This window comes from Streptomyces sp. NPDC047706 (genome assembly GCF_043204795.1).
GTDB lineage: Bacteria > Actinomycetota > Actinomycetes > Streptomycetales > Streptomycetaceae > Streptomyces.
On sequence record NZ_JBIDCW010000032.1, the window covers coordinates 62229 to 89029 of the forward strand.

Consider the following 26801-nt stretch of genomic DNA (forward strand, 5'->3'; position numbering starts at 1 on the left):
GCGTCACCCTCAGACGATCGGGTCATGGACGGTGACGAGCTTGGTGCCGTCCGGGAAGGTCGCCTCGACCTGGATGTCGTGGATCATCTCGGGGATGCCCTCCATGACGTCGTCCCGGGTGAGCAACTCGCGTCCGGAAGACATGAGTTCGGCGACGGTGCGGCCGTCCCGCGCGCCTTCGAGGATGTGCGAGGTGATGAGGGCGACGGCCTCGGGGTGGTTCAGTCTCAGCCCGCGGGCGCGACGCTTCCCGGCGACGTCCGCCGCGACGTGGATCAGCAGCCTCTCCTGCTCGTGCGGGGTCAGTTGCACGTGCCACCTCACATCCTCGCTCCGGGCCGTGCGGGGCCCGGTTGCCGCCGCCACCGGCCGAACTCCCCGGCGGCGTGGAGGGGCACGCTAGTTGGCATGCGTTTCGGGCACGTTAACCGAACTGTGCCGCCTGGAACGCCGTGAGCAGCGCCGTCGCCGGCCCCGCGGCGCTCCCGGGCCCCCACCGGGACGGCCGTCTGCGCGGGACGCCGGTGCCGCTCGGCAACCTGTTGGCCCTGGCTCTCGTCTGAGGGGCGGCGGTGGGGCCGGGCAGCACGCCGGAGTCCTGACCGGGTCCCCGCAGGGCGCGGGCGGCCGGCCGGGAGGACGCGCCGGCAGGCTGACCGCGGACCGGCCCCGCTCCCTGCCGTGACGGACGGGGCACACGGCCTTCGCGCGTGCCGGGGAGGTGCCGCGACGAGGCACCTGGCCCGCGGTGCTCCGCCGCGATGCCGGACCGCTGCCGCTCACGGGGCGCGGTCGCCGCCTCGCGCACGGCGGAGAGGTCGACCGGGTCGTCCCAGGCCGCAGGGCCACCCGCACCGCGCCGGGCGCGAGGTGTGCCGGGGATGCCGCCACCCGGCCTGCCGCCGCTGCCCGCCCTCACCCGCGCCGAGGGCGAGTTGATCGACCGCGACCTGGACGTGGTGGACGTGCTCGGGCGCATCAACCCGGCGCGCGACGGGGACACGCGTCGTGGACGGCGGGCCGCTGGGGCGCTGGTGCGCTGGTGCGCTGGTGCACAAGGCTGTCGAACCGTGCGACGCGCTCGCGCCTACGCGCCGGCGGGGCGGGACCGAACTCCACGCACGGACTCCCGCGCGGGCGCTGCGCGTGCTGGACGGTGAACGCCGGGCGGCGCGTGTCACCGTTGCGCCGCGCTCCGACAGATGAGGCAGGGCTGATCCACGGCCCGGCGACCGGCATCGCAAGGCGACGCGGCGGGATGTCCGGGTGGGAGTTGAAACGGACCAAAAGGACTACCGCCGTCCGGAGGACCTTCACCTCCCTTTTCAGGACCCTTGCGGTTGCGCAACGAGACCTGTCTCGGGGCGGAATGGGACCTTCCACCGCTGGTCCGGGGCGGCGTGGTGCCCTTGACACCTGTTCGCACATCAGCTTGTCCACCCGAACGGGTGAGTGGTGAGTAACACCACAAATCCCCGGTTGCGTTGGGATTTTCGGACTTCCGTGAGTCAAGATCCCTGACTGACGACAAGCCCCCGCCACCGCGGCGGGGCGGTCCGGGCGGACGCCGAGTCCTGCCGCCGCCCGGATGACCGGTCGACAGGAGTGGATCGGCAGGAGTGGAGGACCCGAGCACGACGGGTCGCCGGAGCGCAGTTTCCGAGCGTCCCTTGGGGTGAAGCCGCGGCAACGCGGCCGGGCAACTTCGCCAGCCCGAATCCGACAGGTCATCCTTCACAGGCGGCTGACGAAGGGTTGCGCATGACCGCGCTCAATCGTGTCCCGTCGCTGATGGCCCGTGCCGGTACGGCCTCGGCCCTCACGCTGGTCGCCGTGGGCGGCTCCGTGGTGGCTCCGGGCGTCGCCCAGGAGGCCGCGGCCGCCACGCCCGCGACGAAGGCACTCCAGATCGCCGCCTCGAAGAAGGGCTCCCCCTACAGGTGGGGCGCCACAGGGCCGCGCAGGTTCGACTGCTCCGGGCTGACGCTGTACTCGTTCAAGAAGGCGGGCAAGAAGCTGCCCCGCACGGCCGCCCAGCAGTACAACAAGACCCGCCACATCGCTGCGAAGAGCCGTAAGGCCGGTGACCTCGTGTTCTTCCACTCGGGGTCGAACGTGTACCACGTCGGGATCTACGCCGGGAAGGGGAAGATCTGGCACGCCCCGAAGACCGGGGACGTGGTGAGGCTGCAGAAGATCTGGACGAAGAGCGTCTGGTACGGCCGGGTCAAGTGACCCGCGGGCGGCGGTGGCGGCGCCCGGAGGGGACGCCGCCGCTTCGCCCATGACGCAGGCTCAGCCCGACTCCAGCGGCAGGATCGCGCCGGGCACCGTGGGCGCGGCGCCCGTGCCACCCGCCCATCAGGGCACGGGCGGTGGACGGCCGGTGGCCGAGCCGGTCCACGACCAGGGCCGGCGCCGGAAACCACACCGGGGCGAGGGCCACGATGATCAGCGCCGGCGGCGGGGCCCGGGGCACCGGCCGGGACGAACTGCGGCAGCAGGGTTCAGCGCATGGGTGACGGCGCCCTCGCGCAGCGGGTGCGCGGCGGCCGGGATCGGTGCCCCGCCGGAGCCCGTACGTGGCCGTCGTAGGGCTCACAGGGCCCGTAGGGTCCCGCAGCCCGAGGTGGAAGCACGTACGCCGCCGCCGGGCGGCCGCAGGGCCCGGTGAGGCGCGGGCACAGCGGCGGGACCGCCGCCACGCCGGCCGCGACGGGCGTCGTTTGCGGCACAGCCCGCCCGCGATCCCCAGGGCCCGCTGTCCGCGGGCGAGGCGCGCCGCACTCCGGGTCGCCCACCGCGCCGGTGGTACGGCTCCCGCTGCGGACGCCTCCCGCCCTTGCTGCGCGGCGCCTTCGGCCGAGCCCAGCAGCCCCGGCGGGCACCCACGGCTCCCGCCGGGCCCCGGCCGCTCCGACACCGTGCCGACCTGGCCCCACCCGGCCGCCCGGGACACGGGCCCGGCCTCCTGCCCCACCCACCCCGGCCACGTATGCCGATCCCGCCCGCAGGCCCAGCCGGGACACCTGACCCGCCCGGCCCGACCACGGGCGATCCCGTCCGGGTCGTGGGCCTCGGCCTCCGGCCGCGCGCCGGACCGCGGCTGCCATGTCGCCCGCGCCTGTCCTGAGCATGCGGCCCCGGAAGGCCATGGCCCCTACTGGCCCGCCAGCGGGACCGTGCCGGCCGGTACCGTCCAGGGCAGTTCGATGGAGACCGTCTTGCCGCCCTCGCGGGTCGGGCGGACTCTGAGGCGGCCGCCGCACTCCGCGGTGAGCCAGCGGATGATGACCATGCCCCGGCCGTTGTCCTGCTGAACGGCGGCCGGAAGGCGCTTGGGGAATCGCGGGTGGCTGTCGGTCACCCCGATGCGCAGCCGCTCGTCGCGGTCGAGCTGCATGGCGACCGTGAAGGTGGGTGACTGTCCCAGGGTGTGCTGGACGGCGTTGGTGGCGAGCTCGGAGACGATGAGCCGGATCGTGTCGGCCACCTCGGTCTCCGGTGGCAGACCCCATTCCGCCAGGGTGCTGACGACGTAGGTGCGGGCTGTGGCGACCGAGGCGGGATCGCTCGGCAGAGTGACGGATGCTTCCAGATGGTCTGCCATGGCGACGTCGTCCCTTTCCCACGGGACCGCAGTCCGACACGGAGCGGATGGTTCGAGTACGGTCCCGGACTGGTGCTTCTTCGCCAGACTGCCACTCAAAGCCCGGTAGCGGTGGCGATCCACCAAGATATGCATATATCTGTCGCTCGAAGCGGTGAACTCTGCGACGGCAGAGCGTATTTGGGCGGCTCGGAAGGAGTAAGGAGTAGCCCATGCAGCACGGTCCCGTGGTGCGCCGCCGGAAACTGGGCGCCGAATTACGCACACTGCGAGGCCGCGCGGGCCTCACCAGCGGTGATGCGGCCCGGCTGGTGGGCTGGCACCAGTCGAAAGTGAGCCGGATCGAGACCGGCGCCAGCGGCGTGAAACCGGCCGATGTGCGGTTGCTCCTGGATGCCTACGGGGTTGACGATGCCCGACTGAGGGATCTCCTGCTGGCGTTGGCGGGCTCCGGCGGCGGTCACGGCCGCGACCACTGGTGGCACGCCTACAAGGGTGTACTGCCGCCCACCTACCGTGACTTCATCAGCCTGGAGTCGCAGGCCGGCGCCATGCGCACCCTGGAGACCTCCGTCGTCCCGGGTCTGCTCCAGACCCCCGAGTACGCGCGCGCCGTGACCCGGGCCGCGGTCGAGGGTCTGGACGAGGACGGTCTGGACGCCCTGGTCGAGGTACGCCTGGCCAGGCAGGACGTGCTGCGCTCGCACCCCCCGCTGGCGCTGAGCGCGGTGCTGGACGAGGCGGTGCTGCGCCGTGAGGTCGGCGGCCCGGAGGTGATGGCGTGCCAGCTGGAGCGGCTCCTGGACGCGGCCCGGCTGCCCCAAGTGCGGCTCCAGGTGCTGCCCTTCGCGGCGGGGGCGCACATCGGCGTCACCGGACCTTTCGTTATCTTCTCATTTTCGAGCACTTCTGATCTGGATGTTGTGGTTCTCGACCACTTGACGAGTAGCCTCTACCTCGAAAGGAAAGAAGACGTAGAGGCCTACACCGAGGCCTTCAACGCCCTTCAGTTCCACGCCCTTTCGCCCGAGGAATCGTTGGACTACATCGCCGGGATAGGTGACGGCGCGTAAGGAGGCACCATGACCGCACTGCCTCGGAACGTACCTTCCAGCACTCAACTGCTCGGTGTGCACTGGCTGCGCAGCAGCTACAGCACCGGCGCCAACAACTGCGTCGAGACTGCCCGGCCGGCCCTGGGCCCGTGCGCCGGACTGCTCGCCGTACGCGACTCCAAGGACCCGGCCGGACCCGCGCTGCTCTTCTCCCCCGGGAGCTGGGCGGGGTTCACGGCTCACCTCTGACCGGTCCTGCCTGCTTTCACACGCGATCCGCCCGTCGGGGCAGGATCACCTGATCAGTTCCGCACAGCGCGACGCACGGCCGTGGTTCGCCGACTCATGGTCGCGTGTCGCCGATGACTCGTACAGCGCGTTCGATCTGGTCCCCGGAGAGGTCCGCGCGGGCCGTCAGCCGCAGCCGGGAGATGCCGTCGGGCACGGAGGGAGGTCGGAAGCAGCCCACGGCGAGCCCCTCGGCGCGGCAGTCGGCCGCCCAGCGCACGGCACTCTCCGGGGACGGCGCGCGCACGGAGACGACCGCGGCGTCCGGCCGTACCGCCGCCAGCCCGAGGGCCGTCAGCCGGCTGTGCAGCTCACCCGCCACCGCCCGCGCCCGCGCCGCCCGCTCCGGCTCACCGCGCAGCAGCCGCAGCGCCGCGAGGGCCGCGCCCGCGGCGGCCGGAGCCAGACCTGTGTCGAAGATGAACGTCCTGGCCGAGTTGACCAGATGGTCGATCACGCGGGCCGGACCGAGCACGGCGCCGCCCTGGCTGCCCAGCGACTTCGACAGCGTGACCGTGGCGACCACGTCGGGCGCGCCCGCGAGCCCTGTCGCGTACGGGACCCCCCGGCCGCCGTCGCCGAGCACGCCGAGACCGTGCGCGTCGTCCACGACCAGCCCGGCGCCAAGCTCCCGGCACGCCTCGGCCACAGCGGTGAGAGGCGCCTGGTCCCCGTCGACCGAGAAGACCGTGTCGGACACGGCGACCGCCGGGCCGTCATGCGTGTGCAGCGCCTTGCGCACCGCCTCCGGGTCGGCGTGCGCGACGACCTGCGTCGTGCCGCGGGCCAGCCGGCAGCCGTCGATGAGCGAGGCGTGGTTGCCCGCGTCGGAGACGATCAGCGACCCGTGCGGCGCCAGCGCCGTGACCGCGGCGAGGTTGGCGGCGTAACCGGAGGAGAAGACGAGGGCCGCCTCGAAGCCGCAGAAGCCGGCCAGCTCGCCCTCGAGCTCCGTGTGCAGTTCCGTGGTGCCGGTGACCAGGCGTGAGCCGGTAGCCCCGCCGCCCCACGTGCGCGCGGCACGCGCGGCTCCCTCGACGACCTCGGGGTGCCGGGCCAGCCCCAGATAGTCGTTGCTCGCCAGGTCCAGCAGCGGCGAGTCGGCGGGGCGGGGACGCAGGGTGCGTACGAGTCCGGCGCCACGGCGCAACTCCGCCTGCTCGTCGATCCAGCCGAACGCCATGGGGTCCGTCCTCCGTGCTTTTGTAGGCAGTGGACAGACACTAGCGGTACCCAACGCTGCCCAGGGTGTGGCAATACCCACACGCCACGCGGCAGGGGTTGTACGAAGTCTCCTCTTGGCCGGAAGCGGTGGATTAGGACAGGATCACTGCATGGACCTGCTGAACACGCTGGTGGACAAGGGGCTTCGGCGCGAGACGCCGACCCGCGAGGAAGCACTGGCCGTCCTCGCCACTTCCGACGACGACGTACTCGATGTGGTGGCCGCGGCCGGGAAGGTGCGCCGCCACTGGTTCGGCCGACGGGTGAAGCTCAACTACCTCGTCAACCTCAAGTCGGGCCTGTGCCCCGAGGACTGCTCGTACTGCTCCCAACGGCTCGGCTCCAAGGCCGGGATCCTGAAGTACACCTGGCTGAAGCCCGGCGAGGCCTCCGAGGCCGCCGCCGCGGGGCTCGCGGGCGGCGCCAAGCGGGTCTGCCTGGTCGCCAGCGGACGTGGACCGACGGACCGGGACGTCGACCGGGTCTCCGAGACGATCAGGACCATCAAGGAGCAGAACGAGGGCGTCGAGGTGTGCGCCTGCCTCGGCCTGCTCTCCGCCGGCCAGGCGGAACGGCTGCGCGAGGCCGGCGCGGATGCCTACAACCACAACCTCAACACGTCCGAGGGAACGTACGCGGACATCACGACCACCCACACCTACGCCGACCGCGTCGACACCGTGCAGAAGGCGCACGCGGCCGGGCTGTCGGCCTGCTCCGGGCTGATCGCGGGCATGGGCGAGTCGGACGAGGACCTGGTCGACGTCGTCTTCGCGCTGCGTGAGCTGGACCCGGACTCGGTACCGGTCAACTTCCTGATCCCGTTCGAGGGCACGCCGCTCGCCAGGGAATGGCACCTCACCCCGCAGCGCTGTCTGCGGATCCTCGCGATGGTGCGGTTCGTCTGCCCCGACGTCGAGGTGCGCATCGCGGGCGGCCGGGAGGTGCATCTGCGCACCATGCAGCCCCTGGCCCTGCATCTGGCCAACTCCGTCTTCCTCGGCGACTACCTCACCAGCGAGGGCCAGGCGGGCAAGGCAGACCTGGAGATGATCGCCGACGCCGGGTTCGAGGTGGAGGGCGCCGATCAGGTGACGCTGCCCGAGCACCGCGTGGGCGGCGGGTGCGGGTCGCGGGACAGCGGGCAGGGCGAGGGCTGCGGATCTCATGAGGACGTCGGGTGCGGGTCCCGCGGGGACGCCGGGTGCGGGTCTCACGAGGGGGGCGGAGTCTGCGGTTCCGCACCTGCCGCGCAGGCCGCCGAGCCGCGTACGGACCTGGTCGCGGTGCGCCGCCGGGGTGCCGGAACGGACCTCGCGCCCAATGCCTGACCTGCCCCTGCCGGAGCTGCTGGACCTCGACCGGCGGCACGTCTGGCATCCGTACGGCCCCATGCCCGGCCGGCAGGAACCGCTCGTCGTGGAGTCGGCGAGCGGGGTCCGGCTGCGGCTCGCGGACGGCTCGGGCGAGCTGATCGACGGCATGTCGTCCTGGTGGTCGGCGATCCACGGCTACAACCACCCGGTGCTGAACGAGGCCGTGCGCGAGCAGTTGTCGCGGATGAGCCACGTGATGTTCGGGGGGCTCACGCACGAGCCGGCGGTACGGCTCGCGAAGCTCCTTGTCGACATGTCACCCGAGGGTCTGGAGCATGTGTTCCTCGCCGACTCCGGGTCGGTGTCGGTCGAGGTCGCGGTCAAGATGTGCCTGCAGTACTGGCGATCGCTCGGCCGGCCGCAGAAGCACCGCCTGTTCACCTGGCGGGGCGGCTACCACGGCGACACCTGGCAGCCGATGTCGGTGTGCGACCCCGAGGGGGGCATGCACGAGCTGTGGACCGGGGTGCTGCCGCGTCAGGTCTTCGCCGACGCGCCGCCGGCCACGTACGAGGAGTCGTACGCGGAACATCTGCGCGCCGCGATCGAGCGGCACGCCGGCGAACTGGCCGCCGTCGTCGTGGAGCCGGTGGTGCAGGGTGCGGGCGGCATGCGGTTCCACTCCCCCGCGTATCTGCGGGTACTGCGCGAGGCGTGCGACGCGCACGACGTGCTGCTGGTGTTCGACGAGATCGCGACCGGCTTCGGCCGGACAGGTGAACTCTTCGCGGCCCGGCACGCGGATGTCACGCCCGACGTGATGTGCGTGGGCAAGGCGCTGACCGGCGGATACCTGACCATGGCGGCGACACTGTGCACGGCGCGGGTGGCCGAGGGCATCTCGCGGGGCGAGGTGCCGGTGCTCGCGCACGGGCCGACGTTCATGGGCAATCCGCTGGCGGCGGCGGTGGCCTGCGCCTCGATCGAGCTGCTGCTCGGGCAGGACTGGCGCACGGAGGTCAAGCGGATCGAGGCGGGACTGCGGGAGGGGCTGGCGCCGGCCACGGAGCTTCCGGGCGTACGCGAGGTCCGGGTCCAGGGCGCCATCGGCGTCGTCCAGCTCGACCACGGGGTGGACATGGCGGCGGCGACGCGCGCGGCCGTGCGCGAGGGCGTGTGGCTGCGGCCGTTCCGCGACCTCGTCTACACCATGCCGCCGTACATCACCCGTGACGCCGACCTGGCACAGATCGGGCACGCGGTGTGCGCGGCCGCGCGGGAGGGATGACATGGCGATCCTGGTGATCACGGGGACGGGCACGGAGGTCGGCAAGACCGTCACCACGGCGGCGGTCGCCGCGTCCGCGCTGGCCGCGGGGCGTTCGGTCGCCGTCCTGAAAGCCGCTCAGACGGGCGTACGGCCCGACGAGCGCGGGGACGCCGAGGAGGTCGCGCGGCTGGCGGGCCCCGTCGCGGCCGGCGAACTCGCACGCTACCCCGAGCCGTTGGCGCCCGGCACCGCGGCCCGGCGGGCCGGGCGGGCGCCGGTCCATCCGCACGAGATCGCCGAGGCCGCCGCCAAGCTGGCCACCGAGCACGATCTGGTGCTGGTGGAGGGCGCGGGCGGGCTGCTGGTGCGGTTCGACCCGGCGGGCGGGACGCTGGCGGACGCGGCCGGGTTGCTCGCGGCGCCCGTCCTCGTGGTGACCGCGGCCGGGTTGGGGACGCTGAACACCACCGAGCTGACGGCGCGTGAAATCCGCACCCGGGGGCTCGACCTGGCGGGAGTGGTGATCGGCAGCTGGCCCGCCGAGCCGGATCTGGCCGCACGCTGCAATCTGGCGGACCTGCCGGAGGTGGCGGGCGCGCCCCTGCTGGGAGCGCTGCCGGCGGGGGCGGGGGCAGCGGCCCCGGAGACCTTTCGGAAGAAGGCACCGGGGTGGCTGGCGCCGCGGCTGGACGGCACATGGGACGCGGAGGCGTTCCGGGTACGCGAGGGGCCGCGGTCGTTCCGGTGAACCCTGGCGGGCAACGGCCCGGGGACTTCTCCCCCACCGCGCGCGGGTGGCGGTGAGTCCACCGGGCCAGGGCGGCGTACGAGGGTGACGTCAGCCGCCGGGGCCCGTACGACGCGGTAACGAGGGCGGCTGCGCCGTCGAGGCGCCATGTGCCGGGGGCCAAGCCTCAGCGGGTGCAGTCGACGGCGTCCGTGGGGTGAGGCGCCCGGCGTCGGCGGCTGCGCCACGTCCAGCGAGGTACCCGCGACTTGCCGGTGGGGGTGCAACGGGCGCTTGCGGGGGACAATCCCGGTATGGCCCGTCCTGCCCGGGAGGTTTCCATGCCGCTTCGGTCCGCCCGCACCGGCAAGGTGGCGCGGGATGCCGTGCACCACCCGCTGTTCGCCCGCTACTACGCCCGCGTCAGTGTGGCCGCCGAGACCCGGATGGGCATGGGCGGGGTACGGGACCGGCTGCTCGCCGGGCTGTCCGGGCGGGTGATCGAGATCGGCGCGGGCAACGGCCTGAACTTCGCGCACTATCCGGGCACCGTCGCGGAGGTCGTCGCCATCGAACCGGAGCGCGGTCTGCGCAAGCTGGCGGTGGAGGCCGCCCTGCGCGCCGAGGTGCCCGTCGACGTGGTGCCGGGCGCCGCGGAGGCGCTGCCGGTCAAGAGCGAGGGCTTCGACGCGGTGGTGCTGTCGCTGGTCCTGTGCAGCGTGCGGGACGTGCCGCGCGCCCTCGGCGAGGTACGGCGAGTGCTGCGGCCGGGCGGCCAGGTGCGCTTCTTCGAGCACGGGCGGGGCGGCGGCCGCGCCATGGGCTTCACGCAGCGCGCGCTGGACCGGACGCTGTGGCCGCCGCTGAGCGGCGGCTGCCATCTGTCCCGGGATCCGCTGGGCGCGATCCGGGACGCCGGGTTCGAACTCGGCCCGTACCGGCGGCTGCTGATGCCGGAGCGGGGGCCGGTGCTGCCCACGTCGTTCTGCGTGCTGGGCACGGCTTGGCGGCCGCCGCAGTAGGCGGGTTCCTCACAGGCTCCACTGGCGCAGCTCGCGCGCGATGTCGTGCACCGACGCCTCGCCGCTCTTGACCAGCCGGGCCAGATCACGCACCTGCTCGGGCGAGGTGACGACCTTGGCGCCGCTCGCGACGAGATAGGCGTACGCCACGGCGGAGGCGAACAGGGCGTTGGAACGCTCCAGCGCCGGCACGTGGATCAGCAGCTGGAGCAGCGCCGCGGCGCGGGTGTGCGGGGTGTCGTAGACGGGGATGTCGAAGATCTCGGCCTGGTGGCGCGCGACGGCGGCGACCAGGGCTCCCCAGTCGGTGACCTGAGGGTCCCCCGGCGTCTTCTGTTCCGCGAGCATCAGGAGCCAGGCGAGGTCGATGGTGAGGTCGCTCAACGGATCAGCGGCGACCTTCGCTCGCGCGGCCGTCACGGCCTGCCGTCACATGGCTTCCGCCCACGCGGCCCTCGCGGTCGGTGCCGAACTCCTCGGCGAAGACCGACTCGTACTGCTTCATGAAGTCGGCGGCCGCCTCCACGAAGGTGTGGCCGACCTCGCCGGTGTCCTGCTTCACCAGTTCCTCGATGTAGCGGTTGACGCTCATCCCGCGCGCGAGGGCGCGTTCGCGTGCCGCGCGTGCGGTGTCCTCGTCGACGCGGACGTTCAGCTGGGTCTTGGCCATACCTCGAAGCTAGCGCCCATGCGCTAGCACGGCAAGGGAACCTTGCGGCCATTTTCCGTGCCCCTTACACGCGCACCACGGGCACGACCTCGGCAGGAGAACACCCGGGACCTCCGGGGGATACCGCCTGTGCCGCGCGTCACACTACTGTCTGCCCAAGCTGGGAAGCCGTCCGTGCGGTACCCGGGACGTCCACGCGCGAGGAGCGACCTAGGAGGCACCCTTGTCCACACCTGCCGCGAAGCACGCCCCCGAGCACGCCTCGTCCGGCGGGGTCGCCGCCCGCACCCGGGGCCTGACCAAGGCGTACGGCTCGGGCGAGACGACGGTGCTCGCCCTCGACTCGGTGGACGTCGACATCACGCGCGGGCGCTTCACCGCCGTGATGGGCCCCTCGGGCTCCGGCAAGTCCACGCTCATGCACTGCCTGGCCGGGCTCGACACCGTCTCGGCGGGTCAGGTGTGGCTCGGCGACACCGAGATCACCGGGCTGAAGGAGCGTGAGCTCACCCGGCTGCGCCGGGACCGGATCGGGTTCATGTTCCAGTCGTTCAACCTGATCCCGACGCTGAACGCGCTCGAGAACATCACCCTGCCCATGGACATCGCGGGCCAGAGGCCCGACCAGAAGTGGCTGGACCAGGTCGTCGACACCCTTGGACTGCGGGACCGGCTGGGGCACCGCCCGTCGCAGCTGTCCGGCGGTCAGCAGCAGCGCGTCGCCTGCGCCCGCGCCCTCGCCTCCCGGCCGGAGCTGATCTTCGCCGACGAGCCGACCGGCAACCTCGACTCGCGCGCGGGTCTGGAGGTCCTCGCCTTCCTGCGGGAGGCCGTGGACGGACTCGGGCAGACCGTCGTCATGGTCACCCACGACCCGGGCGCCGCCGCCCACTCCGACCTCGTGCTGTTCCTCGGCGACGGACGGATCGTCGACGAGATGGAGCGGCCGACGGCCGAGGCGGTGCTGGAACGCATGAAGCGCTTCGACGTGATCCGCCGTCAGCACGACGACGGCACACACGCCCAGGGAGAATGAACCGGTGCTCAAGGCGACGCTCAGAAGCTTCCTCGCCCACAAGGGGCGGCTGCTCCTCTCCGCGCTGGCCGTACTGCTGTCCGTCGCGTTCGTCGCGGGCAGCCTGATCTTCTCCGACACCGTCAGCCGCACGTTCGACCGGCTCTTCGCGTCGACCGCGGCCGATGTCACCGTCAGCCCCAGGCAGAACCTCGCCGAGGCTGTGCCGTCCGGCGCCACGGCGACCCTGCCGGCCGCACTCGCCGAGCGGATCGCCCAGGTCGACGGCGTGGCCGCCGCCCGCGCCGAGGTCGAGGTCCAGAACATCACCGTCGTCGACGACCGCAACGAGTCGGTGAGTCCGACGAGCGGTGCCCCCACGCTCGGCAACAACTGGAACCCGACCGACCGCAGCCCCGTGGAGCTGACCTCGGGTCATGTGCCCCGCGGGCCGGACGAGGCACTGATCGACTCCGAGACCGCCGAGCGCAGCGGCGTGGGCCTCGGGGACACCCTGAACGTGATCGCAGCACCCGGCTCGTTCAAGGTCGAGGTGGTCGGTCTCGTCACCTTCACCACCACCAACCCCGGCGCCGCGCTGCTGTTCGTGGACACGCCGACCGCGCAGACCAAGTTCCTCGGCGACCCGGCGGGCGCCACCGCCGTCACCGTGGACGCGGCGCCGGGCGTCAGCGACGAGATGCTCGAAGAACGCGTGGAGAACGCACTCGGCACCGGCCGCTACGACGTCCGTACCGCGGGCGAGAAGGCCCAGTCGGACGTCGAACAGCTCGGCGGCTTCCTCGACGTCATCAAGTACGTGATGCTCGGCTTCGCCGGGATCGCCGTGCTGGTGGGCGTGTTCCTGATCGTCAACACCTTCTCCATGCTGATCGCGCAGCGCACCCGAGAACTGGGCCTGCTGCGGGCGCTGGGCGCCGACCGTCGCCAGGTCCGCCGGTCGGTGCTCACCGAGGCGGTGCTGCTCGGCCTGGTGGGCTCGACACTGGGTCTGGCCGCCGGTATCGGTCTTGCCGCCGGGCTGATCGAACTGATGGGCCTGCTCGGCATGAACATCAAATCCACCGAGATGGTCGTCGGGTGGGCGACCCCGGTGACGGCGTACGTCGTCGGTGTCGGGGTCACCTTCGTCGCCGCGTACCTCCCGGCCCGCCGCGCCGCCTCCGTGTCGCCGATGGCGGCGCTCGCGGACGCCGAGGTCGCCGGGGTGGGACGGCCGCTCAGGATGCGTGCGATCGTGGGCACGGTCGTCGGGGTGGCAGGCGCGGCCGCACTGGTGGGCTGCGTGGTGTCGTCCGACATCGGGTCGGCTGCCTCGCTGCTGGGCCTCGGCGTCGTCCTGACGCTGGTCGCGACCGTGATCGCGGGACCGCTGCTGGTGCGGCCGGTGATCCGGGTGCTGGGCGGGTGGTTCCCGGCGCTGTTCGGTTCGATCGGGCGGATGAGCCAGCGCAACGCGCTGCGCAATCCCCGTCGTACGGGTGCCACCGCGGCCGCGCTCATGGTGGGGCTCGCCCTGGTCGGCGGGATGTCGGTGGCGAGCGCGTCGATGACGAAGTCGTTCGACGAGCAGATCGACCAGACGCTGGGCGCGGACTTCGTGCTCCAGAACGCCAACTTCGTGCCCTTCCCGCAGGAGGTCACCGAGCGGGTGCGCGGGACGGAGGGCGTCGGCCTGGTCGTGCGCTCGCGGTTCGCGCCGATCGCGGTGACCCTTCCCGACGGCGGCCGGATCGAGACGACGGCGGCCGGATACGACCCCAGGCTCGACGAGGTCGCCAACGTCACCTACGCGCAGGGCGACAGCGCCGCCGCGCTGGCCCCCGGGCGGATGGCGATGGACCGGGACTTCGCGCGCGAGCACGGTCTGAGGGTCGGCAGCACGGTGCCCGTCGAATTCCAGGGCGGCCGGGAAGCCGAACTGACCGTCGGCGCGCTGACCGACCAGGAGTCCTCCGAGGGCTTCGGCATGCGGGGCGGGATCTACTTCGGCCTCACCGCACTGGAGCGGTACGCGCCGGGCGCACAGGACTCCGCGCTGTACGTCAACGGCGCGCCCGGCACGGCCGCGGACGACCTGCGCGACAGCCTGGAGGGCACGCTGGAGGCGTATCCGCAGGTGCAGGTGCGGGACCTGGCCGACTACAAGCAACTCGTCAACGACCAGATCGCGGTCCTGCTGTACCTGGTGTACGCCCTGCTCGGGCTGGCCATCGTCATCGCCGTGCTGGGCGTGGTCAACACCCTTGCCCTGTCCGTCGTGGAGCGCACGCGGGAGATCGGACTGCTGCGGGCGATCGGGCTCGCCCGGCGGCAACTGCGACGGATGATCCGGCTGGAGTCGGTCGTGATCGCGGTGTTCGGCGCAGTGCTCGGGCTGGCGCTGGGGCTGGTCTGGGGCCTGTGCACCCAGCAGGTGCTGGCGCTGGAGGGCATGACCGCGCTGGCGATCCCCTGGGGCACCGTCGTCGCGGTCGTGATCGGCTCCGCCGTGGTCGGAGTCGTGGCCGCGCTGCTGCCGGCACTGCGCGCGTCGCGGATGAACGTACTGGCGGCGATCGCACACGAGTGAGAGCGGCACGCCGACCAGCGGAGCCACGCGGGACGGGCGTACGACCGACCGGGGGTGGCCGACCACGCCACGCGCACGGCCGCCCTCACAAGCGAGCACCGGCGGTGGCCCCCGGGCACGCGCGACGCGACGGGCGCGGCCATCCCGCACACGAGCACCGAGGGCCCCAGCAAGGCACGGGGCCCCGGCGGGCGCGGCCATCGCACCGAGCACCGAGCACCGGTGGGAAGCAGTCGCAGCCCGCGACCCCAGCCATCACACACGAGCACCGGCGCAAAGCCCACAGGGCGCCCGGCGCGGCGGGCGCGGCCATCACCCCGAGCACCGGCGGGCGCGGCCAAGCACCCGTGGGTGGTCAACCAGCCGGCACGGCGCGATCACAGGAGGCCATGGCCGTACCGCACGCCCGACCGCACCGGTCCGGCCACTCGGGCCCGCCCGGCGTGCCAGGTGTGGCGGTGAGCCGTCGGCCGGGCGGCGGGCCGCTGTGGTGCCTGTCCGCATGCTGGAATTCAGGGGCGGTGCGGTCCCCGGCGGTGATGGGATCGGGCGATGACCGACCCCCGGATCCGGGCCGCGACGCCCGACGACCTGGACGATGTGCTGGCCTTCTGGAAGACCGCGGCCGAAGGCACCAGCATCAGCGACGACCGTGACGGCGTGGAGCGGCTGGTCGACCGCGATCCCGGGGCGCTGATCCTGGCCGAGCGGGCGGGCGGACCGGTCGGCACGGTCATCGCGGGCTTCGACGGCTGGCGCTGCCACCTCTACCGTCTCGCCGTGCATCCGGCGCACCGACGCCAGGGCATCGGCGGCGCGCTGCTGACCGCCGCGGAGGAACGTTTCGCACGCCTCGGCGGCCGCCGCGCGGACGCGATGGTGCTGACCCGGAACGAGACCGGGCAGCGCGCGTGGCGGGCGGCGGGGTACTCGTCGGAGGAACAATGGCGGCGCTGGGTGAAGCCGCTGACCGGCTTCTGACGTCCTTGCCGATCTTCTACCCTGAAATGGCCACTCGGTTCTGCCGGAACCGGCATACGTGAAAGGTGTGAGCGTCCGCCCATGGGCGAGCCTCCCCGTGCCAGACATCGCGCGATCCTCACCGCCCTGCCGGATCATGGGACGGAGGTGACCCGATGACCGAAGTGCTCCTCCTGTTCGTGGCGATCCTGCTGTCGCTCGCCTGTGGTGCCTTCGTCGCCGCCGAGTTCTCCCTGACCACGGTCGAGCGCGGCGACCTGGAACGAGCCGTGGAGCGCGGCGACCGCGGCGCCGCCGGCGCCCTCAAGGCCGTACGGAACCTCACCTTCCAGCTCTCCGGCGCCCAGCTCGGCATCACCGTCACCAACCTGGTGGTCGGGATGCTCGCCGAGCCGTCCATCGCCCGGCTCATCGCGGGGCCGCTGCGCGGCATGGGCGTCTCCTCGTCCATGGCGTCGTCGATCGCGCTGGTGCTGGGCACGGCCCTGTCGACGGTGTTCCTGATGGTGGTGGGCGAGCTGGTGCCCAAGAACTGGGCGATCTCCTCGCCGCTGGCCGTGGCCCGGCGGGTGGGCAACGCCCAACGCTGGTTCAGCGCGATCTTCCGGCCGTTCATCACCCACCTCAACAACACCGCGAACCGCATGGTGCGCCGCCTCGGCATCGAACCGGCGGAGGAGCTGGCCTCCGCGCGCGGGCCGCAGGAGCTGGCCGCGCTGGCCCGGCACTCGGCCCGGGAGGGCGCCCTGGAGCCGGACACCGCCGAACTGTTCGTCCGGACCCTGAACCTCGCCGGCCTCTCCGCGCAGAACGTGATGACGCCGCGCGTGCAGGTCGTCGCCCTGGACGCGCAGGCGACCTGCGAGGACGTGGCGAACGCGACCCGCGCCACGGGCCTTTCCCGCTTCCCGGTCTACCGCGGCAGTCTCGACTCGGTCGTGGGCACCGCCCACATCAAGGACATCCTGACCGTGCCCGCGGAGCGCCGGCCCCGGGTGCGGGTCGCCGACATGATGCGCGAACCGCTGCTCGTCCCCGAGTCGCTGACGGTGGACCGGCTTCTCGACCGGCTGTCCGGCAAACGCACGATGGCCGTGGTCATCGACGAGTACGGCGGTACGGCGGGCGTGGCGACCCTGGAGGACATCGTCGAGGAGGTCGTCGGCGAGGTGCGCGACGAACACGACCCGCACGAGACGCCCGACCTCGCCCCGGTCGGCGCCGACGAGGACGGCCACGCCCTGTACTCGGCGGACGGCGCCGCCCGCATGGACCAGCTCGCGCGCGTCGGCCTGCGGCCGCCGGAGGGGCCGTACGAGACGCTCGCCGGCCTCGTCGCGGCGGAGCTGGGCCGTATCCCCGCCGTCGGCGACAGCGTCGAGATCGCCGGATGGCGGCTGGACGTGCTGGACGCCGGGGGACGCCGGGCCGCGCGCGTGCTGCTGCACGCGCCGCTCGACGACGAGACGGACGAGAAGGGGGCGCGGGCATGACCGTCGTACAGCTGCTGATCGGTCTGGCGACGCTGGTGGTGAACGCCTTCTTCGTGGGCGCCGAGTTCGCGCTGATCTCCGTGCGCCGCTCCCAGATCGAGCCGTACGCCGAGCAGGGCGACCGGCGCGCCAAGAGCGTGCTGTGGGGGCTGCAGCACGTGTCCGCGCTGATGGCGGCCGCGCAGCTCGGCATCACGCTGTGCACCCTGGTCCTCGGTGTCGTCGCGGAACCGGCGATCGCACATCTGCTCGAACCGGTGTTCCACGCGGCGGGTGTGCCGAGCGGTGCCGGACACGCGGTTTCCTTCGTGATCGCCCTGACGCTTGCCACGTATCTGCACATGCTGCTCGGCGAGATGGTGCCGAAGAACATCGCGCTCGCCGAGCCGGTGCGCAGCGCGCTGCTCCTCGGCCCGCCGCTGGTGGCGCTGTCCCGGGCGCTGCGCCCGGTGATCTTCACGATCAACGCCTTCGCGAACGGACTGCTGAAGCTGCTGCGGATCGAGACGAAGGACGAGGTCACGGCGACCTTCTCGGATGCCGAGCTGGCCCGGATGGTCAAGGACTCCGGCGCGGCGGGGCTGCTCGACGACCGGGCGCAGGAGCGGCTGCACGACGCCCTCGAGCTGGGGCGCCGGCCCGTGCGCGACGTCGTGCTTCCGCTGGAGCGCGTCGTGTACGCGCGCATGGGGGTCACCCCGGAGGAGCTGGAGGGGCTGTCGGCCCGGACCGGGTTCTCGCGTTTCCCGGTGGTGGACGAGGGGCGCCGGATCGTCGGCTATCTGCATGTGAAGGACGCGCTGGACGCCTCCCCGCGGGACGTGCCGTTCCGGTTGCGGGACATGCGGCCCATCGCGCGCGTGCGGGAGACCACGCCGCTGGACGACGTCCTGACCGCGATGCGGGGCAGCCGTACGCACGTGGCGGCCGTGCTGGGCTCCGACGGTCGGCTGGCGGGGCTGGTGACCATGGAGGACGTACTGCGGGAGCTGTTCGGGCAGTGGGCGTGAGGCCGAGGCGCACGCGGTCCCGGGAGGTGACCGACCGCCGGGTATGCGCCTCGGGATACCATCTCCGACGCCATGGAGACGAACCCCTCACCCACGTACAGCAGCCTCGTCGCGGTCGGCGACTCCTTCACCGAGGGCATGTCGGACCTGCTCCCCGACGGCACCTACCGGGGCTGGGCCGATCTGCTCGCGGCCCGGATGGCCGTCCGCACGCCCGGCTTCCGGTACGCCAACCTGGCCGTGCGCGGCAAGCTGATCGGGCAGATCGTCGACGAGCAGGTGCCCGTGGCGGCCGCGATGGGCGCCGATGTGATCACCCTCGTCGGCGGGCTCAACGACACCCTGCGGCCCAAGTGCGACATGGGGCGGGTGCGCGGACTGCTGGAGGAGGCCGTGGAGCGGCTGGCCCCGGCCTGCAAGCAGCTGGTGCTGATGCGCAGCCCGGGGCGCCAGGGCCCGGTGCTTCAGCGGTTCCGGCCTCGGATGGAGGAACTGTTCGCCTGCGTCGACGAGCTGGCCGCGCGGCACGGCGCGGTGGTGGTCGACCTGTACGGCGCGGCCTCGCTCGGCGACCCGCGCCTGTGGGACGTGGACCGGCTGCACCTGACGGCCGAGGGGCACCGCCGCGTCGCGGAGGCGGTCTGGCAGGGGCTCGGGCACGAGGCCGAGGACCCGGACTGGCAGGTGCCGATGGCGGCCGCACCGCCGCCCGGGTGGGTGACGCGGCGGGCCGCGGACCTCCGGTTCACCCGGCAGTACCTGCTGCCGTGGATAGGACGCCGGCTCACCGGACGCTCCTCCGGGGACGGCCTCCCGCCCAAGCGTCCCGACCTGCTGCCGTACGAGGACCTGGCGTAGGCGCGGGACCACGCGGATGACTGCTGGGGAGGGTCCGGAGCTGCTCGGCCTGGTCCCGGAGCCGCGTGGACGGACGCTCGCCCGCCGGCGTGCGCCGGAGCCGTGCCCCGCGGACGTACCGGCCGAACGGGCCGACGCGGCCGGCTGACGATCGTCTCGTAGGTTCCGACGAACCCACCCGTGGCGCCGGCCTGCACAAACCGCCAGTAGAATCCGGTTACGTGACTTCTGCGCCCGCCAAGCCCCGCATCCCCAACGTCCTCGCCGGACGCTACGCCTCCGCCGAGCTCGCCACGCTCTGGTCGCCCGAGCAGAAGGTGAAGCTGGAGCGGCAGCTCTGGCTCGCCGTGCTGCGGGCCCAGAAGGACCTCGGCATCGAGGTGCCGGACGCGGCGATCGCCGACTACGAGCGCGTCCTGGACACCGTCGACCTGGCCTCGATCGCCGAGCGCGAGAAGGTCACGCGGCACGACGTGAAGGCGCGGATCGAGGAGTTCAACGACCTCGCGGGGCACGAGCACGTACACAAGGGCATGACGTCCCGCGACCTCACCGAGAACGTCGAGCAGCTGCAGATCCGGCTCTCGCTGGAGCTGGTACGCGACCGCACGGTGGCCGTCCTGGCACGGCTCGGCCAGCTCGCCGGGGAGTACGCCGAGCTGGTCGTGGCCGGCCGCTCGCACAACGTCGCCGCGCAGGCCACCACCCTGGGCAAGCGTTTCGCGACCGCCGCCGACGAGCTGCTCGTCGCGTACGGCCGCGTCGAGGAACTGCTGGGCCGCTACCCGCTGCGCGGCATCAAGGGCCCGGTCGGCACGGCGCAGGACATGCTTGACCTGCTGGGCGGGGACGCCTCGAAGCTGGCCGAGCTGGAGCAGCGGATCGCTCAGCACCTGGGCTTCTCGCAGGCGTTCACCTCGGTCGGCCAGGTGTACCCGCGCTCGCTGGACTACGAGGTCGTGACCGCGCTCGTGCAACTGGCCGCCGCCCCCTCGTCGCTGGCGAAGACGATCCGGCTGATGGCCGGGCACGAGCTGGTGACCGAGGGCTTCAAGCCGGGCCAGGTCGGTTCCTCCGCGATGCCGCACAAGATGAACACGCGGTCCTGCGAGCGCGTGAACGGCCTGATGGTGATCCTGCGCGGCTACGCCTCGATGACCGGGGAGCTGGCGGGCGACCAGTGGAACGAGGGTGACGTGTCCTGCTCGGTGGTGCGCCGGGTCGCGCTGCCGGACGCGTTCTTCGCGCTGGACGGGCTGCTGGAGACGTTCCTGACGGTGCTGGACGAGTTCGGCGCGTTCCCCGCGGTCGTGGCGCGTGAACTGGATCGCTACCTGCCCTTCCTGGCCACGACCAAGGTGCTCATGGCGTCGGTGCGGGCGGGTGTCGGCCGCGAGGTCGCGCACGAGGCGATCAAGGAGAACGCCGTGGCGTGCGCCCTCGCGATGCGTGAGCAGGGCGCCGAGCGCAACGAGCTGCTCGACAAGCTCGCCGCCGACGGGCGCATTCCGCTCGACCGGGCCGGGCTCGACGAGCTGATGGCCGACAAGCTGTCCTTCACCGGTGCCGCCGCCGACCAGGTCGGAACCGTTGTCGGCCGGATCGAGGAGATCGTCAAGCAGCGCCCCGGGGCCGCGGGCTACACGCCGGGAGCGATCCTCTGACGCGCTTCACCCCCCAGGAACTCGAGGCCGCCCGCGACCGGCTCGTCCCCGATGTGGTCGCGGACGGCCTGCGCGTGCTGTTCTGCGGCATCAATCCCGGTCTGATGACCGCGGCGACGGGCCACCACTTCGCCCGCCCGGGCAACCGCTTCTGGCCGGTGCTGCACCTCTCCGGCTTCACGCCACGGCTGCTGAAGCCGTCCGAGCAGGGTGAGTTGCCGTCGTACGGACTCGGCATCACGAACGTGGTGGCGCGGGCCACGGCCCGTGCCGACGAGTTGAGCGCCGAGGAGTACCGCGAGGGCGGGCGGCTGCTGACGCTGAAGGTGGCGCGGCTGCGGCCGCGCTGGCTGGCGGTGGTGGGGATCACCGCGTACCGGGCCGCCTTCGACGACCGTGGGGCGCAGGTGGGGCCACAGGTCCGGACGATCGGGGACACCCGGGTGTGGGTGCTGCCCAACCCCTCCGGGCTGAACGCGCATTGGACGGCCGGGACGATGGCGGAGGAGTTCGCACGGCTGCGGATGGCCTCGGAGAACCAGCACGCCCGCTGAGAGCCCGCACCGCGATCGGCGGCCCGTCACTCGGGTTCCACCTCCGTCACGACGGCCACCAGGCGGGCCCCTGCCGTGCCGGCGGCGTGGGCTACTCCGAGCGCGATCCACCGGCCCGTGCCGGGCGCCTCCCATATCCGCAGGTCGTCCGCCTGGGCGCTGATGCTCGCCCAGGGCTCCGGTATCTCCTCACCCCGCTCGCCGCGCACCCGGAGGGTGAGCATGCCCCACGGCGGGGTCGCTCCCCATCGTTCGTCGAGCAGCTGGGCGATTCCCTCCCTGAAGGCTTCGACGTCGTCGGCCGTGCGCTCCCCCTGCACGCAGTCGGGATCCGCGGCTCCCCACTCCGCGACGAAGTAGCCCGGTCCGCCTCGGCCGACGTCCGACCAACCGTGCTCCGCCGGGAAGGGGCGGGAGCACAGCCGGTCAATCGTGTCCAGGCACCGCGCGATGTTCATGTCCCCAGTAAACCTGGCACCACTGACATATGGCGGCGTGTCAGGCGTCCCGCCGCCGTAGGCTCCACGCGCCCGCCGCCAGCGCCACCACCGTCCACACGGCGGTCACCGCCAGCCCGGTCCACGGTCCGAGGGTGCCGTCCCATGTCTCGTGCAGGACGATTCGGCCGGCTCGGTCCGGCATGAACTCCACCGCCCCGCCTGCCGCGTCACCGATCACGAACGACACGATCAGGATGAACGGGACGAGGATGCCGAGCGCGGCGGTGCCGCTGTGCAGCAGGGCGGTGAGTCCGGCGGCGAACAGCGCCATCAGCATGAGGTAGACCCCGCCGCCGGCCACGCCGCGTACCTGCTCACCGGCAGTCAGCCCGGCGGCGGCGTCGCCCATGGCGCTCCGCCCCGCGGCGAGTGACGCTGCGGTCGTGAGCAGCCCGACGAGCAGTGTCGGCAGGGCGATTGCCGTCAGCTTGGCCGCGAGCCAGCGACTTCGCCGCGGTGCTGCGGCAAGCGCGATACGGAGCGCGCCCTCCTGGTATTCCGCGGCGACGGCCATGGCGCCGAAGGCGATGGCGGCGATCTGGCCGAGCAGGAGCCCCGACAACGCGTGGGAGAGCGGGTCGAACTCCGGGTCCGGCGTGCCGGGGATGCCGGCCAGCGCGGAGAACACCGTGGACACGGCGCACAGCGCGAACAGCGTGCTGTACAACGAGCGGAGCGTACGGATCTTCAGCCACTCGGCCTGCAGGACGGGAATGAAGGGCATGGTCAGGCCTCCCGGGCTTGGGCGGTGAACTCGGTCTCGGTCGCGGTCAGGTCGAGGTAGGCCTGCTCCAGCGTGCCTCCGTCGGTGGCGAGTTCGAGGAGGGGCACCCGCGCCTCGGAGGCCAGGCGGCCGATGTCCTCCACGCGCGCGTGGCCGACGCTCCACGCTCCGCCCTCGGTCTCGGCGCACGCGTAGCCGTGCCGGGCGAGCACGTCCTTCAGCGCGGCCGGATCCGAGGTGCGCACCCGGACCCCGGGTCGCACGCGCGCGTCGATGAACTGCCGCAGGGGCATGTCCGCGAGCAGCCTGCCACGTCCGAGGACGACCAGGTGGTCGGCGAACGACGCCGTCTCGTTCACCAGATGGCTGGAGACCAGCACCGTCCGTCCCTCGTCGGCGAGACGGCGCAGCAGGCCGCGATCCAGACGATGCCTTCGGGGTCGAGGCCGTTCGACGGCTCGTCGAGCATGATCACGGCCGGGTCGCCGAGCAGGGCCCCCGCGATGCCGAGGCGCTGACGCATGCCCAGGGAGTACGTCTTCACACGGCGGCGTGCGACCGGGGCGAGCCCCGTCTCCTCCAGCACCTCGTCCACGCGGCGCACCGGAAGACGGTTGGCCGCCGCCAGCGTGCGCAGATGGTCGCGACCGGTGCGGGACCCGTGCGCGGCACCGGCGTCGAGCAGGGCGCCCACCTGGCGCAGGGGCTCGGGGTAGGACATGTAGGGGCGGCCACCGACCGTTGCGGTACCCGAGGTGGGCCGGCCGAGGCCGAGGACGAGCCGCATGGCCGTGGACTTTCCGGCGCCGTTGGGGCCGAGGAAGCCGGTGACGCGGCCCGGCTCGACGGTGAAGGTGAGGTGGTCGACGGCGCGTCGGGAGCCGTACTCCTTGGTGAGGTCCTGGACGTGGATGCTGGTCATGGCGCCAGCCTGGCCGGTGGGTGGGGCCGTCCTCCTCCCCCGCCCGTGGAGATCGTCTCCCCCGCCCGGGGGAGGTGCGGTGTCAGTGGTGACTGGCACGATGGCGAAACGGGCCGATTGCTGCGCCCCTTGCTGCGGGGGACGACGTACACACGCCTGCTGCACCTGTGGGTGCCCATGTTCCTGGTGAGCGTGTGGCTCTTCATCGACATGTCGAGGCCGTGGGTGCCCGCGCTGCTGGTGGTTCCCGTCGGGCTGATCCCGGCCGTGCGGATGGGCGAGGGCGTGCAGGCGCAGTTGCTGCTGCTGCCGCCAGATGAGCGGGACTCGGGGATCTCCACGGCTCATTCGCCGACCTGGCGGGACCGGTGGCGCACGGTGCTGTGGCTGGAGATCCGGCTGGTCCTCGGCGCCGCGGCCGTGTACGCGACGGTCTGGCTGCCCGTCACCTCCGTCGACCTGGTGTCGACGGCGCTCGGGCATCCGCAGCACGACGACAACCCTCTGCTGTGGCACCTCGATCCCCCGTGGCTGTACGGCGTCCTGGCGCCGCTGCCACTGATCGCGCTGTATGCGACGGTGCTCGGCCTCGGCCACGTGATCACGGCGGTCGCGCGCCGTCTCCTCGGCCCCTCCGCGGCCGAACAGCTCGCCGCGCTGGAGGAGCGCACCGAGCAGCTTCTCGAACGCACGCGCATCGCGCGCGAGTTGCACGACTCGATCGGCCACGCGCTGACCGTCGCGGTGGTGCAGGCGGGCGCGGCGCGGGCGGCTGGTGATCCGGCCTTCACCGAGCGGGCGCTGGACGCCATCGAGGAGACCGGGCGGGCCGCACTCACGGACCTGGAGCGGGTGCTGGGCGTCCTGCGTGAGGCGGAGCGCCCGGTGAGTTCCCGCCCCACGCTCGTGGACGCCGAGCGGCTGCTGGAGTCGGCGCGGGCGTCGGGGGCGAAGGTCGACGCCGAGGTGACGGGCGCTGTCGATGCCGTCCCGGGACCCGTCTCGCGTGAGGGGTACCGCATCCTTCAGGAGTCGCTGACCAACGTCCTGCGGCACGCGGGAGCCGTGCCGGTCCGCGTGCGGATCGAGGTGTCGCGGGGCACCCTGGCCCTCGACGTCCGCAACCCGCTGCCGGCCGCGCCGCCGGGCCCGGGGCAGGGCAGCGGCCTGCGAGGCATACGCGAGCGCGCGGCGCTGCTCGGCGGGCGGGCCCGCACGGGTCCGGCCGAGGGTGACTGGCAGGTGCGTGCGGAGCTGCCGCTGCGCTGATCTACGCTGGCCGGATGCCGCTCAGCGTTCTCCTTGTCGACGACGAACCTCTCGTACGGGCGGGTCTGCGGGCCGTGCTGGAGGCACAGCCCGGCATCGAGGTCGTCGGCGAGGCGGCCGACGGGGCGGCGGTGATCCCGCTGGTGCGGCAGTTGCGGCCGGACGTGGTCGCCATGGACGTACGGATGCCGCTGATGGACGGCATCGAGGCCACGCGCGCGGTGCTGCGGACGGTCGACGAGCCGCCGAAGATCCTCGTGGTGACCACGTTCGAGAACGACGAGTACGTCTATGCGGCGCTGCGCGCGGGGGCCGCCGGGTTCCTGCTGAAGCGGGCCCGGCCGGCCGAGATCGTGCACGCGGTGCGCCTGGTCGCCGAGGGCGACTCGCTGCTCTTCCCTGCGTCGGTACGGCAACTGGCCGCGGAGTACGGCGACAGCGGCGGGAACCTGGCGGCGCGGGCGGCGCTGGAGCGGGCGCGGCTGACCGAGCGGGAGGCGGAGGTGCTGAGGCTGATGACCCGCGGACTGTCCAACGCGGAGATCGCCGGGCAGCTGGTCGTCGGAACGGAGACGGTGAAGTCGCATGTCAGCGCCGTGCTGGCGAAGCTCGGGGCGCGGGATCGCACGCAGGCGGTGATCACGGCGTACGAGTCGGGCTTCGTCTCGCCCGGCTGAGGACACCCGCCGGCGGATTGGGGGGCTCCGGCACTCGCCGCTGTCCGCCGGTGCCGAGTACGATCCGGCCAACACGCGCACGAGCTGGGAGGACGGACGTTGGGGCAGCTGACCGGCGGGGATCCCTCGCTGCTGCGAAGGATCAATTCCGCGGTGGTGCTGCACGCGCTGCGTGCCACGGACTGCGCGACGCTGACGGAGATCACCCGGGTGACCGGCTTGTCCCGGCCGACCGTCGAGGGTGTCGTCGAGGGCCTGATCGAGGCCGGTCTCGTGGTGGAGACGGCGGCGGAGGAAGGTGCCGCACGGCGCCAGGGGCGACCGGCGCGGCGGTTCCGGTTCCGTGCCGAGGCAGGGCACCTGCTGGGTCTGGAGATCGGGCCGCACCGGGTCGCCGCGCTGCTCGCGGACCTGGACGGACGGATCGTCGGGGCGCAGGCCAAGGACATCGACGAGACCGCGCACGCCGACGAACGGCTGGAGCGGCTGCGCACCGCCGTCGCCGAGTTGCTGCGCCGGGCCGGTGTCGCGCGGGGCTCGCTGCGGGCGGTGGGGGTGGCGACGCCGGGAATCGTCGAGGCCGACGGGACCGTACGGCTGGGCACGGCGCTGCCCGGCTGGACGGGGCTGCGGCTGGGGGAACGGCTGGGCCGCTCATTCAAGTGCCCGGTGCTGGTGGAGAACGACGCCAACGCGGCGGCGGTCGCCGAGCACTGGAAGGGGTCGGCCACCGACTCCGACGACGTGGTGTTCGTGCTGGCGGGGCTGAGCCCCGGCGCGGGCGCGCTGATCGGCGGGCGGCTGCACCGGGGATACGGCGGGGCGGCGGGTGAGATCGGCGCGCTGCATCTGCTCGGCCGGGAGGCGACGCCGGAGACGCTGCTGTCCACGACGGACGAGCCCCTGCATCCGCTGGACGAGCAGGCGGTCGCCAAGGTGTTCGCACAGGCCCGCGAGGGCGATCAGCGGGCGACGGCCGCCGTCGACCGGTTCATCCAGCGGCTCGTGCACGACGTGGCCGCGCTCGCGCTGGCCCTCGACCCGGAGCTCGTCGTCATCGGCGGCTGGGCGGCGGGGCTGGACGGCGTACTGGAACCGCTGCGGCGGGAACTGGCGCGTTACTGCCTGCGGCCGCCGAAGGTCACGCTGTCGCTGCTGGGTGAGGCGGCCGTGGCGACCGGGGCGCTGCGGCTGGCCCTGGACCACGTGGAGGAGCAGTTGTTCGCGGTCGAGGGCACGGTGACGGCGCGGGGGGGGGGGGGCGGCCCCCCCCCCCCCCACCCCCCCCCCCCCCCCCCGGGGCGCCCCCGCCCCCCCCCGCGCCCCCCCCGGCGCCCCCACAACAAACACCCCGGGCGC

Annotated in this window: 26 protein-coding genes, 2 pseudogenes and 1 riboswitch; of the genes and pseudogenes, 20 read left to right on the forward strand and 8 right to left on the reverse strand. The window is 72.8% G+C overall.

The genetic code is table 11. The features are described 5' to 3' along the window. Nucleotides 1-9: 9 nt before the first annotated feature. Nucleotides 10-312, reverse strand: coding sequence for an urease subunit gamma (locus tag ACGF8A_RS30200; RefSeq protein ID WP_393113396.1), 303 nt, complete (start codon nt 310-312; stop codon nt 10-12). Nucleotides 313-881: 569 nt separating this feature from the next. Here ACGF8A_RS30200 and ACGF8A_RS30205 point away from each other — a divergent pair. Both ACGF8A_RS30205 and ACGF8A_RS30210 read left to right on the forward strand, forming a co-directional pair. Further along, nucleotides 882-1206, forward strand: a pseudogene (locus ACGF8A_RS30205) (hypothetical protein). A gap of 349 nt (nt 1207-1555) precedes the next feature. Further along, nucleotides 1556-1758: riboswitch (cyclic di-AMP (ydaO/yuaA leader) on the forward strand. A 3-nt stretch (nt 1759-1761) separates the two neighbouring features. Beyond that, complete coding sequence (locus tag ACGF8A_RS30210; protein ID WP_393113397.1) at nt 1762-2235, forward strand: C40 family peptidase; 474 nt, start codon at nt 1762-1764, stop codon at nt 2233-2235. Nucleotides 2236-3160: 925 nt separating this feature from the next. Here the strand turns inward: ACGF8A_RS30210 and ACGF8A_RS30215 are convergent. Beyond that, complete coding sequence (locus tag ACGF8A_RS30215) at nt 3161-3610, reverse strand: ATP-binding protein (RefSeq protein ID WP_393113398.1); 450 nt, start codon at nt 3608-3610, stop codon at nt 3161-3163. A 212-nt stretch (nt 3611-3822) separates the two neighbouring features. Here ACGF8A_RS30215 and ACGF8A_RS30220 point away from each other — a divergent pair, with 212 nt between their 5' ends. Both ACGF8A_RS30220 and ACGF8A_RS30225 read left to right on the forward strand, forming a co-directional pair. Continuing rightward, the gene (locus ACGF8A_RS30220; RefSeq protein WP_393113399.1) at nt 3823-4683 is read left to right on the forward strand and encodes a helix-turn-helix domain-containing protein; all 861 of its coding nucleotides are present in this window, start codon (nt 3823-3825) and stop codon (nt 4681-4683) included. Nucleotides 4684-4692: 9 nt separating this feature from the next. Beyond that, nucleotides 4693-4914: a DUF397 domain-containing protein gene (locus ACGF8A_RS30225; protein WP_393113400.1), complete on the forward strand. Its 222-nt coding sequence runs from the start codon at nt 4693-4695 to the stop codon at nt 4912-4914. 94 nt (nt 4915-5008) lie between these two features. Here ACGF8A_RS30225 and ACGF8A_RS30230 read toward each other — a convergent pair whose 3' ends face one another. Continuing rightward, a complete protein-coding gene (locus tag ACGF8A_RS30230) occupies nt 5009-6136 on the reverse strand; it encodes an 8-amino-7-oxononanoate synthase (protein WP_393113401.1) in 1128 nt (375 codons plus the stop codon). A 151-nt stretch (nt 6137-6287) separates the two neighbouring features. Here ACGF8A_RS30230 and bioB point away from each other — a divergent pair, with 151 nt between their 5' ends. From bioB to ACGF8A_RS30250, 4 genes are all read left to right on the forward strand, one after another. Next, nucleotides 6288-7508 (forward strand): biotin synthase BioB, encoded by a 1221-nt coding sequence (gene bioB, locus ACGF8A_RS30235; protein ID WP_393113402.1) that lies wholly within the window; start codon nt 6288-6290, stop codon nt 7506-7508. Next, entirely contained in the window at nt 7501-8781 is a 1281-nt protein-coding gene (locus ACGF8A_RS30240) for an adenosylmethionine--8-amino-7-oxononanoate transaminase (RefSeq protein ID WP_393113404.1), read from the forward strand. Before bioB ends, ACGF8A_RS30240 begins: the two co-directional genes overlap by 8 nt. A 1-nt stretch (nt 8782) precedes the next feature. Beyond that, on the forward strand, nt 8783-9511 hold the full coding sequence (bioD, locus tag ACGF8A_RS30245; RefSeq protein ID WP_393113405.1) for a dethiobiotin synthase: 729 nt from the start codon (nt 8783-8785) through the stop codon (nt 9509-9511). Between the two features lie 320 nt (nt 9512-9831). Next, on the forward strand, nt 9832-10512 hold the full coding sequence (locus ACGF8A_RS30250; RefSeq protein ID WP_393113406.1) for a class I SAM-dependent methyltransferase: 681 nt from the start codon (nt 9832-9834) through the stop codon (nt 10510-10512). 9 nt (nt 10513-10521) lie between these two features. Here the strand turns inward: ACGF8A_RS30250 and ACGF8A_RS30255 are convergent, their stop codons facing one another. After that, on the reverse strand, nt 10522-10896 hold the full coding sequence (locus ACGF8A_RS30255) for a fic family toxin-antitoxin system, toxin component (RefSeq protein ID WP_393113407.1): 375 nt from the start codon (nt 10894-10896) through the stop codon (nt 10522-10524). Between the two features lie 4 nt (nt 10897-10900). Beyond that, nucleotides 10901-11182: a toxin-antitoxin system HicB family antitoxin gene (locus ACGF8A_RS30260; protein ID WP_393113408.1), complete on the reverse strand. Its 282-nt coding sequence runs from the start codon at nt 11180-11182 to the stop codon at nt 10901-10903. A gap of 223 nt (nt 11183-11405) precedes the next feature. Here ACGF8A_RS30260 and ACGF8A_RS30265 point away from each other — a divergent pair, with 223 nt between their 5' ends. From ACGF8A_RS30265 to mug, 9 genes are all read left to right on the forward strand, one after another. Further along, nucleotides 11406-12218, forward strand: coding sequence for an ABC transporter ATP-binding protein (locus tag ACGF8A_RS30265; protein WP_393113409.1), 813 nt, complete (start codon nt 11406-11408; stop codon nt 12216-12218). A 4-nt stretch (nt 12219-12222) separates the two neighbouring features. Next, nucleotides 12223-14790 carry an ABC transporter permease gene (locus ACGF8A_RS30270; RefSeq protein ID WP_393113410.1) on the forward strand — a complete coding sequence of 856 codons (2568 nt, stop codon included), beginning with the start codon at nt 12223-12225 and terminating at the stop codon, nt 14788-14790. Between the two features lie 552 nt (nt 14791-15342). Further along, the gene (locus ACGF8A_RS30275; protein ID WP_393113411.1) at nt 15343-15771 is read left to right on the forward strand and encodes a GNAT family N-acetyltransferase; all 429 of its coding nucleotides are present in this window, start codon (nt 15343-15345) and stop codon (nt 15769-15771) included. A 155-nt stretch (nt 15772-15926) separates the two neighbouring features. Continuing rightward, nucleotides 15927-17264, forward strand: a complete 1338-nt coding sequence (locus ACGF8A_RS30280; RefSeq protein ID WP_393113413.1) for a hemolysin family protein — start codon at nt 15927-15929, stop codon at nt 17262-17264. After that, nucleotides 17261-18274 (forward strand): hemolysin family protein, encoded by a 1014-nt coding sequence (locus ACGF8A_RS30285; RefSeq protein ID WP_393113415.1) that lies wholly within the window; start codon nt 17261-17263, stop codon nt 18272-18274. Before ACGF8A_RS30280 ends, ACGF8A_RS30285 begins: the two co-directional genes overlap by 4 nt. Before the next feature lie 72 nt (nt 18275-18346). Continuing rightward, nucleotides 18347-19132 (forward strand): SGNH/GDSL hydrolase family protein, encoded by a 786-nt coding sequence (locus tag ACGF8A_RS30290; protein ID WP_393113416.1) that lies wholly within the window; start codon nt 18347-18349, stop codon nt 19130-19132. Nucleotides 19133-19148: 16 nt separating this feature from the next. Beyond that, nucleotides 19149-19280, forward strand: a complete 132-nt coding sequence (locus tag ACGF8A_RS30295) for a hypothetical protein (protein WP_393113417.1) — start codon at nt 19149-19151, stop codon at nt 19278-19280. Between the two features lie 73 nt (nt 19281-19353). Next, a complete protein-coding gene (gene purB, locus ACGF8A_RS30300) occupies nt 19354-20796 on the forward strand; it encodes an adenylosuccinate lyase (RefSeq protein ID WP_393113418.1) in 1443 nt (480 codons plus the stop codon). Next, a complete protein-coding gene (gene mug, locus ACGF8A_RS30305; RefSeq protein WP_393113429.1) occupies nt 20793-21350 on the forward strand; it encodes a G/U mismatch-specific DNA glycosylase in 558 nt (185 codons plus the stop codon). Before purB ends, mug begins: the two co-directional genes overlap by 4 nt. 26 nt (nt 21351-21376) lie before the next feature. Here mug and ACGF8A_RS30310 read toward each other — a convergent pair whose 3' ends face one another. The 3 genes and pseudogenes from ACGF8A_RS30310 to ACGF8A_RS30320 form a co-directional block, all read right to left on the reverse strand. After that, complete coding sequence (locus ACGF8A_RS30310) at nt 21377-21808, reverse strand: hypothetical protein (protein WP_393113419.1); 432 nt, start codon at nt 21806-21808, stop codon at nt 21377-21379. A 40-nt stretch (nt 21809-21848) separates the two neighbouring features. Continuing rightward, entirely contained in the window at nt 21849-22574 is a 726-nt protein-coding gene (locus ACGF8A_RS30315) for an ABC transporter permease (protein WP_393113420.1), read from the reverse strand. Between the two features lie 2 nt (nt 22575-22576). Continuing rightward, nucleotides 22577-23496 (reverse strand): annotated as a pseudogene (locus ACGF8A_RS30320) (ATP-binding cassette domain-containing protein). A 117-nt stretch (nt 23497-23613) separates the two neighbouring features. Between ACGF8A_RS30320 and ACGF8A_RS30325 the strand changes: the two are divergent. From ACGF8A_RS30325 to ACGF8A_RS30335, 3 genes are all read left to right on the forward strand, one after another. Beyond that, nucleotides 23614-24765, forward strand: coding sequence for a sensor histidine kinase (locus tag ACGF8A_RS30325; RefSeq protein ID WP_393113422.1), 1152 nt, complete (start codon nt 23614-23616; stop codon nt 24763-24765). Nucleotides 24766-24779: 14 nt separating this feature from the next. Beyond that, nucleotides 24780-25442 carry a response regulator gene (locus ACGF8A_RS30330; RefSeq protein ID WP_393113424.1) on the forward strand — a complete coding sequence of 221 codons (663 nt, stop codon included), beginning with the start codon at nt 24780-24782 and terminating at the stop codon, nt 25440-25442. Nucleotides 25443-25541: 99 nt separating this feature from the next. Beyond that, a partial coding sequence (locus ACGF8A_RS30335; protein WP_393113425.1) for an ROK family transcriptional regulator occupies nt 25542-26801 on the forward strand: 1260 nt, incomplete at its 3' end.